Source organism: Bradyrhizobium sp. AUGA SZCCT0169 (assembly GCF_018130085.1).
In the GTDB taxonomy this organism is placed as follows: domain Bacteria; phylum Pseudomonadota; class Alphaproteobacteria; order Rhizobiales; family Xanthobacteraceae; genus Bradyrhizobium.
In genome coordinates this window covers 55205-68501 of record NZ_JAFCMC010000023.1, presented here as the reverse complement: position 1 = coordinate 68501, position 13297 = coordinate 55205, and the positions used below count along the sequence as shown (strand labels likewise).

14 protein-coding genes are annotated in these 13297 nt (G+C 63.6%); 3 read left to right on the top strand and 11 right to left on the bottom strand.

The annotated features are described in order from the left end of the window. The first annotated feature begins 98 nt into the window (after positions 1 to 98). The 3 genes from def (at position 99) to truA (ending at position 2477) form a co-directional block, all read left to right on the top strand. Complete coding sequence (def, locus tag JQ609_RS23480) at positions 99 to 626, top strand: peptide deformylase (RefSeq protein WP_192739172.1); 528 nt, start codon at positions 99 to 101, stop codon at positions 624 to 626. Between the two features lie 181 nt (positions 627 to 807). Continuing rightward, entirely contained in the window at positions 808 to 1740 is a 933-nt protein-coding gene (gene fmt / locus JQ609_RS23475) for a methionyl-tRNA formyltransferase (protein ID WP_212275116.1), read from the top strand. Beyond that, positions 1740 to 2477 carry a tRNA pseudouridine(38-40) synthase TruA gene (truA, locus tag JQ609_RS23470; RefSeq protein WP_212275115.1) on the top strand — a complete coding sequence of 246 codons (738 nt, stop codon included), beginning with the start codon at positions 1740 to 1742 and terminating at the stop codon, positions 2475 to 2477. The genes fmt and truA overlap by 1 nt, the downstream gene beginning before the upstream one ends. Before the next feature lie 79 nt (positions 2478 to 2556). Here truA and dapE read toward each other — a convergent pair whose 3' ends face one another. The 11 genes from dapE to yidC all read right to left on the bottom strand — a co-directional run bounded on the left by dapE (position 2557) and on the right by yidC (position 13292). After that, complete coding sequence (dapE, locus tag JQ609_RS23465; RefSeq protein WP_212275114.1) at positions 2557 to 3711, bottom strand: succinyl-diaminopimelate desuccinylase; 1155 nt, start codon at positions 3709 to 3711, stop codon at positions 2557 to 2559. Next, positions 3704 to 4330: a DUF805 domain-containing protein gene (locus JQ609_RS23460; protein ID WP_212275113.1), complete on the bottom strand. Its 627-nt coding sequence runs from the start codon at positions 4328 to 4330 to the stop codon at positions 3704 to 3706. The genes dapE and JQ609_RS23460 overlap by 8 nt, the downstream gene beginning before the upstream one ends. A 31-nt stretch (positions 4331 to 4361) precedes the next feature. Further along, the gene (locus tag JQ609_RS23455; RefSeq protein ID WP_212275112.1) at positions 4362 to 4886 is read right to left on the bottom strand and encodes a DUF805 domain-containing protein; all 525 of its coding nucleotides are present in this window, start codon (positions 4884 to 4886) and stop codon (positions 4362 to 4364) included. Positions 4887 to 4943: 57 nt separating this feature from the next. Further along, complete coding sequence (locus tag JQ609_RS23450) at positions 4944 to 6155, bottom strand: MFS transporter (RefSeq protein ID WP_212275111.1); 1212 nt, start codon at positions 6153 to 6155, stop codon at positions 4944 to 4946. A gap of 22 nt (positions 6156 to 6177) precedes the next feature. Next, positions 6178 to 7023, bottom strand: a complete 846-nt coding sequence (gene dapD, locus JQ609_RS23445; protein ID WP_211999592.1) for a 2,3,4,5-tetrahydropyridine-2,6-dicarboxylate N-succinyltransferase — start codon at positions 7021 to 7023, stop codon at positions 6178 to 6180. Between the two features lie 253 nt (positions 7024 to 7276). After that, on the bottom strand, positions 7277 to 7969 hold the full coding sequence (locus JQ609_RS23440) for a pyrimidine 5'-nucleotidase (RefSeq protein WP_212209325.1): 693 nt from the start codon (positions 7967 to 7969) through the stop codon (positions 7277 to 7279). A gap of 163 nt (positions 7970 to 8132) precedes the next feature. Then, entirely contained in the window at positions 8133 to 9119 is a 987-nt protein-coding gene (locus tag JQ609_RS23435; RefSeq protein ID WP_212209401.1) for a DUF1036 domain-containing protein, read from the bottom strand. Between the two features lie 77 nt (positions 9120 to 9196). Continuing rightward, positions 9197 to 10093 carry an acetylglutamate kinase gene (argB, locus tag JQ609_RS23430; protein ID WP_212036457.1) on the bottom strand — a complete coding sequence of 299 codons (897 nt, stop codon included), beginning with the start codon at positions 10091 to 10093 and terminating at the stop codon, positions 9197 to 9199. A 123-nt stretch (positions 10094 to 10216) separates the two neighbouring features. Continuing rightward, a complete protein-coding gene (locus JQ609_RS23425) occupies positions 10217 to 10588 on the bottom strand; it encodes a DUF423 domain-containing protein (protein WP_212275110.1) in 372 nt (123 codons plus the stop codon). Further along, the gene (gene yihA, locus JQ609_RS23420; protein WP_212275109.1) at positions 10588 to 11238 is read right to left on the bottom strand and encodes a ribosome biogenesis GTP-binding protein YihA/YsxC; all 651 of its coding nucleotides are present in this window, start codon (positions 11236 to 11238) and stop codon (positions 10588 to 10590) included. Before yihA ends, JQ609_RS23425 begins: the two co-directional genes overlap by 1 nt. 176 nt (positions 11239 to 11414) lie before the next feature. Continuing rightward, positions 11415 to 13292 carry a membrane protein insertase YidC gene (gene yidC / locus JQ609_RS23415; protein ID WP_212275108.1) on the bottom strand — a complete coding sequence of 626 codons (1878 nt, stop codon included), beginning with the start codon at positions 13290 to 13292 and terminating at the stop codon, positions 11415 to 11417. Positions 13293 to 13297 lie beyond the last annotated feature (5 nt).

The following is a 13297-nucleotide window of genomic DNA, read 5'->3' as shown; positions in this document are numbered from 1 at the left end:
TCGTGGTTAACGCGGCCTTAAAAATCATGGTTAAGGCCGCCTTACCCGGTTCCGACGTGCATTGACCGCGGCAAATCAGCAGCTTAAATCGCCCCATCATGGCAATCAGAGAAATCATTATCCTGCCGGACAAGCAGTTGCGGCTCGTCTCCAAACCCGTCGAGAAGGTGACGGCGGAGATCCGCAAGCTGGCCGACGACATGTTCGAGACCATGTACGACGCGCCCGGCATTGGCCTCGCCGCGATCCAGGTCGCGCAGCCGCTGCGGCTGATCACCATGGATCTGGCCAAGAAGACCGAGGACGGCGAGACCAAGCCGCAGCCGCGGGTCTTTATCAATCCGGAGATCATCTCCTCGTCCGAAGAGCTGTCGGTCTACGAGGAGGGCTGTCTCTCGATCCCCGAATATTACGAGGCGGTGGAACGGCCGGCGCAGGTGCGCGTACGCTTCACCGATCTGGACGGCAAGGTGCACGAGGAAGATGCCGACGGCCTGTTTGCCACCTGCATCCAGCACGAAATCGATCACCTCAATGGCGTGCTGTTCGTGGATTATTTGTCCAAGCTGAAGCGCGACCGTGTGCTGAAGAAGTTTACCAAGGCCGCGAAGAGGGCGGCGGAGTAGGATCCACCGCGCCGTCACCCTGAGGTGCGAAGGCGCCTCTTGGCGTCGCAGCCTCGAAGGGCGACGGCAGACGCAAGCGACATTCTTTCTTTCCTGCGCATCCTTCGAGGCTCGCAAGGGCTCGCACCTCAAGATGACGCTCGTTATCTAGATGCCGGGTCCAAAGGATTTTCTTCGCATCATGCCTCTCCGCTTGATCTTCATGGGCACGCCCGATTTCGCGGTGCCGACGCTGCTGGAACTCGTGGCCCATGGCCATGAGATCGCGGCCGTCTATACCCGCGCGCCGAAGCCGGCCGGGCGTGGCATGAAGCTGCAGCCGACACCTGTGGAGCAGGAAGCGCGGCGGCTCGGCATACCCGTGCTGACGCCGACCACATTGAAGACGCCGGACGCGCTCGAAGCGTTTCGCGCGCACAATGCGGATGCCGCCGTGGTCGTCGCCTATGGCATGATCCTGCCGCAGGCGATCCTGGATGCGCCGCCGCTCGGCTGTTTCAACCTGCACGGCTCGTTGCTGCCGCGCTGGCGCGGCGCAGCCCCAATCAATCGTGCCATCATGGCAGGCGATGCCGAGTCCGGTGTGATGGTGATGAAGATGGACGTCGGCCTCGATACCGGCGACGTCGCGATGGCCGAGCGCCTGCCCATATCGGACACCATGACCGCCGCCGATCTGCACGATGCGCTGGCCCCGTTGGGGGCCGATCTGATGGTGCGCGCGATGGGCGGGCTGGAACGCGGCGGTCTTCAATTGAGCAAGCAAAGCGCCGATGGCGTCACCTACGCTGCCAAGATCGAGAAGGCCGAGGCGCGGATCGACTGGAGCCGGCCGGCGCGCGAAGTGCTGCGGCACATCCATGGGCTGTCGCCGTTTCCGGGCGCCTGGTGCGAGGCCGCGCTCGACGGCGAAGCGGCGCGTATCAAGATCCTGCGCTGTGAGCCGGCGAAGGGCACGGGCGCGCCGGGCGATGTACTTGACGAGCATCTGACGATCGCTTGCGGCGACGGTGCGATCAAAATTCTCGAACTGCAGCGGGCGGGCAAGGCGCCGATGAAAGCCCCGGATTTTCTGCGCGGCACGCCGTTAAAACCGCCGGCGCGGCTTGGCTAATGCCCCGCTACAAGCTCATCATCGAATATGACGGCAGCCCCTTCAGCGGCTGGCAGATCCAGGACAACGCGCCGACGGTGCAAGGCGCGCTGGAAACTGCGGTCAAGGCGATCTGCGGCGAACAGGTTCGCGTCCACGGCGCGGGGCGCACCGATGCCGGCGTGCATGCGCTGGGGCAGGTCGCGCATTGCGATATCGAAAAACCGTTTCCGCCGGGTCGCTTGCGCGACGGGCTGAACGCGCACCTGCGGCCGCATCCGATCGGCGTGCTCAGCGCCGAGATCGTGGCCGACGATTTCGAGGCGCGATTTTCCGCCATGAAGCGGCATTACCGCTATCGCATCACCAACCATCGCGCCAATCTCGCGCTCGATATCGGCCGCACCTGGCGCGTGCCACGCCATCTCGACACCGACGCGATGCACACCGCGGCGCAACGGCTGCTCGGCAAGCATGATTTCACGACGTTCCGCGACACCGAATGTCAGGCGAAATCGCCGGAAAAGACGCTCGACCAGCTCGATGTCGTCAGGGACGGCGATGCGGTTGCCATCGTGACCTCTGCGCGCTCGTTCCTGCACAGCCAGGTGCGCTCGATGGTGGGCTCATTGGTCTGGGTCGGCGAAGGCCGCTGGAGCGCCGACGATCTTGCCTCAGCCCTCGCCGCCCGCAACCGCGCCGCCTGCGGCCCCGTCGCGCCGCCGGACGGGCTATATCTGGTACGTGTGGAGTATTAGGGCCCCCAGCCATTCTTTACATGGGGTTGTTTTCGCGATTTTTGTCTGGCTGCCGGCGGTGTACCGCCGGACGAGGCAATCACGAAAAATACCGATCCAGTATCCCGCGATACACCTTCGTCAGCTTCTCGATATCCGAGACCGGCGTGCGCTCGTCGACCTGGTGCATGGTCTGGCCGACCAGTCCAAATTCGATCACCGGGCAATAGCTCGAGATGAAGCGCGCATCGGAGGTGCCGCCGGAGGTCGACAGTTCCGGCTTGAGTCCCGTCACCTCTTCGATTGCGCTGACGGCGAGATCGGTGAAGGCGCCGGGTTTTGTGACGAACACGTTGGAGTTCGACGGCTCCCATTTGATGTGCGCGCGGATGCGGTTGCCGCAGGCTTTCGCCAGTCTTTCATCGACCAGCGCCCGCAGCGTTTCCTGCGTGTGGTTGTCGTTGAAGCGGATGTTGAATTTCGCGCGCGCCTGTCCGGGGATGACGTTGCTCGCGGTGTTGCCGACATCGACGGAGGTGAATTCGAGGTTGGAGGCCTGGAACTGGGCGCTGCCGTGATCGAGCGGCTCGTCGGAGAGCGCCACGATCAGCCGCGAAATATCCGGCACCGGGTTGGCTGCGCGATGCGGATAGGCGACGTGGCCCTGCACGCCGTCGACGAACAGCGTGCCGGATTGCGAGCCGCGCCGGCCGACCTTGATGCAATCCCCTAGCACTTCGACATTCGAGGGTTCGCCGAGCACGCAATGGTCGAATTTTTCGCCGCGCTCGGCGCACCATTTCAGCAGCTTGATGGTGCCGTTGACTGAAATGTCTTCCTCGTCGCCGGTGATCAGGAACGAGATCGACCCCTTTGGCTTGCGGTCATTGGCAGCGAGATATTGCAGCACCGCCGCGACGCTGCAGGCGATTCCGCCCTTCATGTCGACTGCGCCGCGGCCATAGAGGAAGCCGTCCTTGATGTCGCCCGAGAACGCGCCATGGCTCCATGCGGCTTCATCGCCGGCCGGCACCACGTCGGTATGGCCGGCGAAGGTGATGTGCGGGGCACTATCGCCGATGCGGGCATAGAGATTGTCGATGTCAGCTGTGCCGGGCTCGCCGAATGTAATGCGATGCACCTCGAAGCCGGCGGCTTTGAGGATGTTCTCGAGAACGCCAAGCGCGCCGGCATCGGCAGGGGTTACGGATGGGCAGCGGATGAGGTCGCGGGTGATGGAAACGGCGTCATTCATACCCCGGCTTAACACGCCAAACCGGCGGCGGGCCAGCCTTGTGCGGCACCATTTCGATCTCGCTTTGCTGGTCCCATGCGGGCCGCATATCGACCGGCGCCAGCGGGTCGGCGCCGTAGGCGTTGGTCCCGGTGGTGCCCTTGAGGCAATACAGCTCGACGAAACCCCACACGGTGAATACGAACGCGTTCAGGCTCAGCGGTATCGCGAAGTAGGAATCGTCGAGTAAAGCCTCGAGCCGGTTACCGAACTGGCTGTAAAGACCAGGCATCACGAAGAACAGCAGCATCCACCAGCCGCTCTTGTTGCGGTCATGCAGCCGCTTGACCGAGGTCGCCAGATAGACCCACAGGAACAGCGGCGTTCCGATTACATAGATCAGGAGGCTGGTGCGATTGGTCGACGACAACGACCGCCAAGCTTCTGGATCGACGACATAGAAGATTTGCTCGGTGCTAAAGCTGAGTTTGCTCGGCAATTCCGCGCCGAACAGATGGGCGATGCCCATCAGCGTCAGACCCAGGAATATCATCCAGCTGATGACGATCAGCACCGCCAGCCAGCATTTGGCGCGGTTGATTCGACCTTCGAAACTGAACAGGTACCAGACGTAATCCATGCGCGCGTAACTCCGAGCTACCAGCCAGGTATCAACCACGTGCGACCGGGCCGGCACGCTGCAGCAGAAAGTCCGGAACGCCGAACGATTGCGGGTGCGACATGACCGGCAATTTGGCAGAGCGCGTCGGATCGGCTCCGAACCGGTTGCGGCCATCGGTTCCGATCAGGAAAAACAGCTCGATGACCATCCAGGTTTGCAGAACGGACAGCGCCACTGCACCCATCACGAGCAGCATCTCCCGCGCGGCCGAAACATCAACGCCGAAATAGAGCCCGAAGAACAGAGCATAATAAACGTAGGAGAGCGGGTTCACGATCAGCACCGCAATCGCCCACCAGCCGCTCCTGTTGCGGTCGTGAAGCCGCTTGGCCGTCGTGGCGGCGTTGATCCAGAGCATCGCGATGACGGCGCCGGCTTGCAAAACCTCCCATTGCCCGAACGGGGATTTCAGCCAAAGCACGAGCCAGAAGGTCAGGAGCGCGAGCTGGACGGCAAGGTACCTGGCGCGGTTGATGCGGCCATTGAAACTGAACAGTAAACGGGCGTAATCCATCGCAACCTCCGGACGGCGGAAAAACGCCGCGGTTCCGGAATATTGGTCGCACCCCGGCTATTTTGGTTCGATTCGGCCTGCTTTGGTTCGGGCCTGCACCGCCAGCAGGCCCACCAGCGCAAAGCCGGCACCGGCGAAGAACGTGGCTTCCGGCCCCGCACGATCCCACAGCGCCCCGGCCATGACGCTGGCCGCCAGCATGGCAAAGCCGCCCAGTAGGTTGAAAAATCCGAAGGCCGTGCCCCGCAGTTCGGGAGGCGAGGTATCCGCCACCAGCGCCGCCAGCAGCCCCTGGGTCAATCCCATGTGCAGGCCCCACAGCGCGACGCCGAGCGCGACCCCAGTGAGCGAAGGCAGCAAAGCGAGCGCGATATCGGCGGCGACCAACACCAGGATGCCGATAGCCAGAACGGTGACGCGATTGACGCGGTCCGACAATACGCCGGCCGGGTACGCGGCGGCGGCGTAAACCACGTTCATCAGCACCAGCACCACGGGCACCAGGGTGAGCGGCATGCCGACACCCTGCGCGCGCAGGATCAGGAAGGCTTCGCTGAAGCGCGCCAGTGTGAAAACCGTCGCGACCGCCACCACCCACCAATAGGCCGCACCGAGATTCCTGATTTCGGCAAGGCTGATCGGGTTGCGCACCTTGCGCAAGCCTGCGGGGCGGTCGGGCTCGCGCACTGCGAAGATGATCAAGGCCAAGGACAGAAAGGCGGGGATGACCGCAAACCAGAACACCGCCTTGAAATTGTCCGCGGTCAGCCACATCAGGCCGATCGCCAGCAAGGGGCCGGCGAAAGCTCCGATCGTGTCGAGCGACTGGCGCAGGCCAAAGCTTGCGCCGCGCAGATGGGGCGGCGCAATGTCCGCCACCAGCGCGTCGCGTGGCGCGCCCCGGATACCCTTTCCGACCCGATCGATGAAGCGCGCCGCGACCAGCCAGGCGACCGTCGGCGCCAGCGGAAACATCGGCTTGGTCAGCGCCGCAAGGCCGTAGCCAAACGCCGCGAGCCATTTGCGCCTGCCGAGCCAATCGGAAAGCGCGCCGGAAAAGATCTTGGTGATCGATGCGGTCGCTTCCGCAATGCCTTCGATGATGCCGACCGTGACCATCGACGTGCCGAGCACGGTGACGAGGTAGATCGGCAGCAGCGCATGGATCATCTCCGATGAGATGTCCATCAGCATCGAGACGAAGCCCAGCGCCCACACCCCGCCCGGAATGTCGCGCAGGGACTGCGGGCGCTTGCGTGCCTCAGGCATGGCTGAGAATCAGCCCGCTATCCTAGTCGCGCAGCAGCTCGTTGATGCTGGTCTTGGCGCGGGTGCGTTCGTCGACGCGCTTGACGATGACGGCGCAGGCGGTGGATGGGCCGGGCTGGCCGTTCTTCAAGGGACGCGCCGGCAGGTTGCCGGGCACGACCACGGCATATTCCGGGACCTCGCCGATGAAGGTCTCGCCGGTGTCGCGGTCGACGATCTTGGTGGAGGCGCCGAGGAACACGCCCATCGAGAGTACCGCACCCTTGCGCACGATCACGCCTTCGGCGACTTCCGAGCGCGCGCCGATGAAGCAATCGTCTTCGATGATCACGGGCTCGGCCTGCAGCGGTTCCAGCACGCCGCCGATGCCGACGCCGCCGGAAATGTGCACGCGCTTGCCGATCTGTGCGCAGGACCCGACCGTGGACCAGGTGTCGATCATGGTGGCTTCATCGACATAGGCGCCGAGATTGACGAAGGACGGCATCAGCACGACGTTGCGGGCGATGAAGGCCGAGCGGCGCACGATCGCGCCGGGCACCGCGCGGAAGCCCGCATCGCGAAAACGGTTCTCGCCCCAGCCATCGAACTTCGACGGCACCTTGTCCCACCACGTCGCCTTGCCGGGGCCGCCGGGAATAGCGCCCATGTCGTTGAGGCGGAACGACAGCAGCACGGCCTTCTTCAGCCATTGATTGACCTTCCACTTGCCGTCGGCCGCGCGCTCGGCAACGCGCACCTCACCCTTGTCGAGCAGTTCGAGCGAATGATCGACAGCCTCGCGCACCTCACCCTTGGTCGATGTCGAGATGCCGTCTCGGGCATCGAACGCGGTGTTGACGGTGGATTCCAGCGCGGACAGGGACATCGGGATTTCCTCGGAGCAATCGGGCTAATTGTGAAGCGAATTGGAAGGCTTTTTCGGGATTTGGCGCGGGAGAGTCAAGGCTTGCTCTGCTGTCGTCCCGGCCTTGAGCCGGGACCCATAACCACAGGGAGCTATGATTTGAAGAAGGTATCTACCCGCAGCGCCTCGTAATATCGGCCGCGGCGTATGGGTCCCCCGATGCGCAATTGCGCATCTGAGGTCAAGCCCGAGACGACGCGGGGAGATGGCGCGCCTAACCCCGCGCCAACCCTTCCAAAAACCCCGTCAAATCGTCCGTGACATGATCGACATAGGCGGCGTCGCGGCCTTCCAGTTCCCAGTCCTCGCGCACCACTTCCTTGGCGCCGTCAGGCACCACCAGCACCGTGGTCATGCCGAGCTCGTGCGGCACCACGAGGTTGCGGGCGAGATCCTCGAACATCGCGGATTTCGTGGGATCGACGCCGTGCAGGCTGAGGAATTTCTGGTAGGTCTGCGGCGCCGGCTTCGGCTCCAGTTCGGCGGCGATGATATCGAACACCGCCTCGAAATGCTCGCCAATGCCGAGCCGCGCCAGCACCGCGCCGGCATGGTCGGTCGAGCCGTTGGTCAGGATCAGCTTGCGCCCCGGCAGTCTGGCGATCGCAGATCCCATCGCGGGATTCGGCTCCAGCGGCGAATGATCGATCTTGTGCACGTAAGCCAGGTAATCGTCGGCGTGCACGCCGTGCTCGGTCATCATGCCGCGCATGCTGGTGCCATAGCGGCGGTAATAATCCTTCTGCAGCACCCGCGCTTCTTCTGCCGAGATCTTCAGGTAGGTGCTGATGAACTCGCCGATGCGGGCGTCGACCTGCTGCCACAGGTTGACGTGATGCGGGTACAGCGTGTTGTCGAGGTCGAACACCCAGGTTTCGATGTGGGTGAATGCGCGGGGGGAGATCATGATTCGCTCTCCACCGTCGTCCCGGCGAAGGCCGGGCCCCATACGCCGTGTAGATTCTTGTTGAGCACAGTGTGAATTGCCTTTTCTTGTGGCGCCGCCATCAGCCAAAACTCAGATCGGTGGTTATGGATCCCGGCCTTCGCCGGGACGACGATAGACTGCATCATGGCATCGCGAACCGCAGCGTCCTGCCGCCGCCCGTCATGTCGACGACGGCAAAGCCGATCGGGCTGAGGCCACGGCTGCCGCAATCGCCCTGTTCGTTGATTTCGAATTTGCTCTCGCGGGTGCAGAGCTCCCTGGTGCCGCCCCAGTTCAGCGGCTTGTCCTTGAGCTTGACCGTGCGATTCTCGCCGTCGACAGCCTCGGCAAAACTGAACACCTGTTTCGGTTGGCCGGTCAGGTCGGGATGCAGGCATTTGCCGGGATCGATCCGATACCAGCCGCGACTGGTCACGGCCTTGCCGTCGTCGGTGGCGACCGCGGCCATGATCTTGTGCGGCGTGTCGTTGCACCAAGTCAGGCCGGTGGCGGACGGCGACTGCACCGCGTCGATCATGGTGGCGAAGAAGTTCGGCGACTGCACGATGTCGGGGCTAAGCCCGCGATTCCTGAGAAAGGCGCTCAGCGCGGCCTGCGTCTTCGGGCCATCGACGCCGTCGATCGGGGCGGCGTCATAGCCGGCGATCACCAGCAGCCGCTGGATTCCGGCCAGGCGCGCCTGTTCGTCGTCATACTCGCTGCCCTCGGCGAGATAGGCCACCAGATTGCCGTCGTCGGTTTTCGTTGGCGTGATCTGTGTGAAGGGTGCCGGGGTCTGTCCGGAGCGGCACTGGCGAGCGGCGGCGATGACGAAATTCTCCGGCGCGATGCACAGCGTGTCGTTGCCGCCCTGCGCGACCGGCGAGGCGCCATAGACGCCGAGCGCGCGTGCATTGAGGAGGACCCGATCCGCGGTCAGCGCGCCCTGCAGCACCACGCGGCAGGCGGCGGGATCGATGCGAAACCAACCCCGGGTGGCGGTCGCCGATTTGTCGTCGATGCCGATTGCGGCCTCGACCACATAGCTCATACGGTTGCAAAGCTTGAGATCGGCCAGCGCCGGCAACGACGAGACGAACAGCGAGATCGTGGCCGCCGGCAGCGCCAGGACCGTGCGCCTCCCATACCGCCGCATTCTGGCGCGGAAGCGGCGCGTGAGCTTCGCGGGCGGGGAGATCGCGCTTGTCACTTGTGGATCAGCGTGCCGGTACCCTGATTGGTGAACAATTCGAGCAGCACGGCGTGCTGTGTCTTGCCGTCGATGATGACGACGCCCTGCACGCCCTGTTCGAGCGCATAGATGCAGGTCTCGACCTTGGGGATCATGCCGCCGGAAATCGTGCCGTCGGCGATCAGCTTGCGCGCATCCTTCACCGACAGTTCCGGAATCAGCTTCTTGGACTTGTCGAGCACGCCGGGAACGTCGGTCAGCAGCAGCAGGCGTTTTGCCTTCAGCGCGCCGGCCACCGCGCCGGCAAAGGTGTCGGCGTTGACGTTCAGTGTCTGCCCGTCATGCGAGGTCGCCAGCGGCGCCAGCACCGGGATCAGCTCATAGCCGATCAGCTGGTTCAGCAGGGTCAGGTCCACCTTGTCGGGGTCGCCGACGAAACCGAGATCGACAGCTTTTTCGATGTTGGAATCCGGATCGACCATGGTGCGCGTCGTCTTCGACGCCTTGACCATGTTGCCGTCCTTGCCGCTGAGGCCGACGGCCTTGCCGCCGGCTTCGTTGATGTAGCCGACCAGTTGCTTGTTGACCGAACCGGCCAGCACCATCTCGACGATTTCGATCGTCGCCGCATCGGTGATGCGGAGGCCCGCGGCGAATTCGGACTGGATGCCGAGCCGCTTCAGCATGGTCGCGATCTGCGGCCCGCCGCCATGCACGACCACCGGATTGATCGCGGTCTGCTCCAGGAGCACGATGTCGCGGGCGAAAGCCTTGGCCAGATCTTCGGCGCCCATGGCATGGCCGCCATATTTAATGACGATGGTTTCCTCGTCATATTGCTGCATGTGCGGCAGCGCCTCGGACAGGATGCGGGCCTGGTCGAGCGGGCTGATATTTGGCGAGTCGGTCATGAAGCGGCTCTCGTCATTTCCAGATGTCGGGCCGGGTTCTAGCTGATTGGCGGGCAGGGCGCAAAGTGGGCGTGCAATTCCGTAGCCCGGATTTCGCTTGGCTTCACGCAGGCTAAAAGGTGGTTACCGGGGCCTCGGCCACGCCGCAGCCACGGCGACCGCCAGCCAACTCAGAATCAACAACGTCCCGCCGGTTGGCGCGGCCATCGGAAACAGGCCGTGTCCGGCGTATTGCCGCAGCGTCAGGTCGCCGGCGAACAGGCCGGCCGCGATGACGAAGCCGAAGGCGGCCACGATGCCGATTCTGATATGGATGAGGTCACGTTCGGCCAACGCCACCGCAGCGAGAACGGCGGTGGCATGGAACAGCAACATCGATGACGCCGACGCCAGCCGCGACGCGTCGGCCTGATGCGCGGAGGCCGCCGCCAGCATCACGCCATCGGCGCCCATGATGGCGGCCAGCACGATCAGGATGCGACAGGCGCGTGACATCAGCTGCGCTCACCGAGCAGACGCACCATCGCCGCGCGCAATTCCGGCATGCCGCTGCCATCGCGCGAGGAGGTCACCAGCACGTCCGGAAACGCGGCGGGATGTTTGGCGAGCGCGGCTGTGGTCTCTTCGACGTGCTTTTCGAGCTCTGTGCGCTTGACCTGATCGGCCTTGGTCAGCACCACCTGATAGCTCACGGCGGATTTATCGAGCGTCTTCAGCACGTCCTGGTCGACGTCCTTGATGCCGTGGCGGGCATCGATCAGCACATAGACCCGCGCCAGCGTGGCGCGCCCCTGCAGGAATTGATGGATCAGCTTGGTCCAGGACGCGACCTTGGCCTTCGGCGCCGAGGCGTAGCCATAGCCGGGCATGTCGACCAGGCGCAGCCCGGCGTTCTCAGGGCCTTCGAAGAAGATCAGTTCCTGGGTGCGTCCGGGCGTGTGCGAGGTGCGCGCCAGCGCGTTGCGGCCGGTCAGCGCGTTGATGAGGCTCGATTTGCCGACATTGGAACGGCCGGCAAACGCCACCTCCACGCTGGCCATCGGCGGCAGCGTTTCAATCGACGGCGAGGCCCAGACGAACTGCCACTCGCCGGCGAACAGTTTTCGCCCCTCTTCGATCAGCTTCGCATCGGTTTCCGCGGTCATGCGAAGGTTTCCTGTTCTTCGTCATGGCCGGGCTTGTCCCGGCCATCCACGTCTACTCTTTTCGCGGGTCCCAAAGACGTGGATGCCCGGCACGTCTAGCGCGAAGACGCGCTTCGCGCTTCTGGCCGGGCATGACGAGTTGGGAGTATCCGCGTCCAACAACCAGATGCCGGTCGTCAGGTTTTTGAATCGGCCTTCTTGGCGAACGTCGCCTTGAGATTGTCGAACAACTCCACCTTCACGCCGTTCTTGCGCATGATGAAGCCCTGCTGCAGCACCGACAGCAGGTTGTTCCAGGCCCAGTAGATCACGAGACCCGCCGGGAAGCCCGCCAGCATGAAGGTGAAGATCAGCGGCATCCAGTCGAAGATCATCTTCTGGGTCGGATCCGGCGGCGTCGGGTTGAGCTTCATCTGGATCCACATCGTGATGCCCATGATGATCGGCCAGACGCCGAGCATCAGATACGGGCCGACATGCGGTCCGAGCACCATGGGATCCCACGGGATCAGCCCGAACAGATTGAAGATCGTGGTCGGATCGGGCGCCGAGAGGTCCTTGATCCAGCCGTAGAACGGCGCGTGGCGCATTTCGATGGTGACGAACAGCACCTTGTAGAGCGAGAAGAAAACCGGGATCTGCAACAGAACGGGAAGACAACCGGCGACCGGGTTGATCTTCTCCTTCTTGTAGATCTCCATCATCTCCTGTTGCTGCTTCTGGCGGTCGTCGGGATAGCGCTCCTTCAGTGCGGCCAGTTGCGGCTGCACCGATTTCATCTTGGCCATCGAGGCGTAGGATTTGTTGGCGAGCGGGAAGAACAAGAGCTTCACCAGCACCGTCACCAGCAGGATCGAGACGCCGAAATTGCCGACCAAATGGAAGAAGTAATCCAGCGCCAGGAACATCGGCTTGGTGATGAAGTAGAACCAGCCCCAGTCGATCAACAGGTCGAAATGGTTGAGCTCGAGCTGCTTGTTGTAGCCGCCGTGGCCGGCGAAGGGAAAGTTGATGCCGACGACGTTGGCTTCCTTGGCGCCGGCGAACAGCCGCGCGTTGGTGCTGCCGGTGCCGCCGATCGCGACGGTCTGCGGATCCTGCAAATAGTCGGTCTGATAACGGACCTTGGCGCCCGGTTCGGCGAGGAAGCGGGCTTTCAGGCGCGCCGACGTGTCAGGCAACAGCGCCGCAGCCCAGTACTTGTCGGTGATGCCGAGCCAGCCATTGGTGACATTGAACTCGAAGCCTCGGCCGCCACTGCCCAGCACCGGCGCCTCGGCGACGGCCTTGTACCCGTGTTCCTGCAGGCCCTTGTCGCCGAGATAGCCGATCAGGCCTTCATGCAGGATGTAATAGCCCGAGACCTCAGGCGTGCCGTGACGAGAGATGAGGGCGAACGGATAGAGCGTGACCGGCGCGGTGCCGACATTGGTGACATCGTCCTTGACGCTGAACAGATAGCGGTCGTCGATCGAAATGGTGCGGCGGAAGGTGAGGCCTTCGCCATTGTCCCATTTCAGCGTCACCGGGTGGGTCGGTGACAGCGCGCCGGAGCCTTCCTGCTGCCACACCGTATCGCGGTCGGGAAGCCGTGCCGTCGAGCCTGCGGCCCCGACCCAGCCGAACTCGGCATAATAGGGATGAGCGGTGTTCGACGGAGAGAACAGCACGATTGCAGGTGATTTGGGGTCGACGGTGTCGCGGTATTGCACCAATGCGAGATCGTCGATGCGGGCGCCCTTCAATGCGATGCTGCCCGTCACCCGCGGCGTGTCGATCTTGACGCGGGGGCTTGCGGCAATCGCGGCCTCGCGGCTGATGACGGGCGCGGCCACGCTCGGCTGGGCGGGTGTGGTGGCGGACGGCGCCGAACCTGGCGTCGGCGTGGTGGTGGAGCCCGGCGCTGTCTGCGGCGAGGATTTTGCGAGCTCGGCCTGGGTCTGCGACTGCAGGCGCTGCCGTTCCATCTGCGGCGCGTTGTAGAAATATTGCCACGCAATCAGCACGAGGCCGGACAGAATGACGGCGAGGATGGTGTTGCGATTGTCGGTCATCGTTT

What these genes read in the sequence shown, in the direction of transcription:
- JQ609_RS23440 (WP_212209325.1), bottom strand. Translation starts at nt 7,969, where the DNA reads ATGATCTCCCCCCGCGCATTCACCCACATCGAAACCTGGGTGTTCGAC.
- def (WP_192739172.1), top strand. Translation starts at nt 99, where the DNA reads ATGGCAATCAGAGAAATCATTATCCTGCCGGACAAGCAGTTGCGGCTC.
- truA (WP_212275115.1), top strand. Translation starts at nt 1,740, where the DNA reads ATGCCCCGCTACAAGCTCATCATCGAATATGACGGCAGCCCCTTCAGC.
- JQ609_RS23425 (WP_212275110.1), bottom strand. Translation starts at nt 10,588, where the DNA reads ATGTCACGCGCCTGTCGCATCCTGATCGTGCTGGCCGCCATCATGGGC.
- dapD (WP_211999592.1), bottom strand. Translation starts at nt 7,023, where the DNA reads ATGTCCCTGTCCGCGCTGGAATCCACCGTCAACACCGCGTTCGATGCC.
- fmt (WP_212275116.1), top strand. Translation starts at nt 808, where the DNA reads ATGCCTCTCCGCTTGATCTTCATGGGCACGCCCGATTTCGCGGTGCCG.
- yihA (WP_212275109.1), bottom strand. Translation starts at nt 11,238, where the DNA reads ATGACCGCGGAAACCGATGCGAAGCTGATCGAAGAGGGGCGAAAACTG.
- yidC (WP_212275108.1), bottom strand. Translation starts at nt 13,292, where the DNA reads ATGACCGACAATCGCAACACCATCCTCGCCGTCATTCTGTCCGGCCTC.
- argB (WP_212036457.1), bottom strand. Translation starts at nt 10,093, where the DNA reads ATGACCGACTCGCCAAATATCAGCCCGCTCGACCAGGCCCGCATCCTG.
- JQ609_RS23450 (WP_212275111.1), bottom strand. Translation starts at nt 6,155, where the DNA reads ATGCCTGAGGCACGCAAGCGCCCGCAGTCCCTGCGCGACATTCCGGGC.
- dapE (WP_212275114.1), bottom strand. Translation starts at nt 3,711, where the DNA reads ATGAATGACGCCGTTTCCATCACCCGCGACCTCATCCGCTGCCCATCC.
- JQ609_RS23455 (WP_212275112.1), bottom strand. Translation starts at nt 4,886, where the DNA reads ATGGATTACGCCCGTTTACTGTTCAGTTTCAATGGCCGCATCAACCGC.
- JQ609_RS23460 (WP_212275113.1), bottom strand. Translation starts at nt 4,330, where the DNA reads ATGGATTACGTCTGGTACCTGTTCAGTTTCGAAGGTCGAATCAACCGC.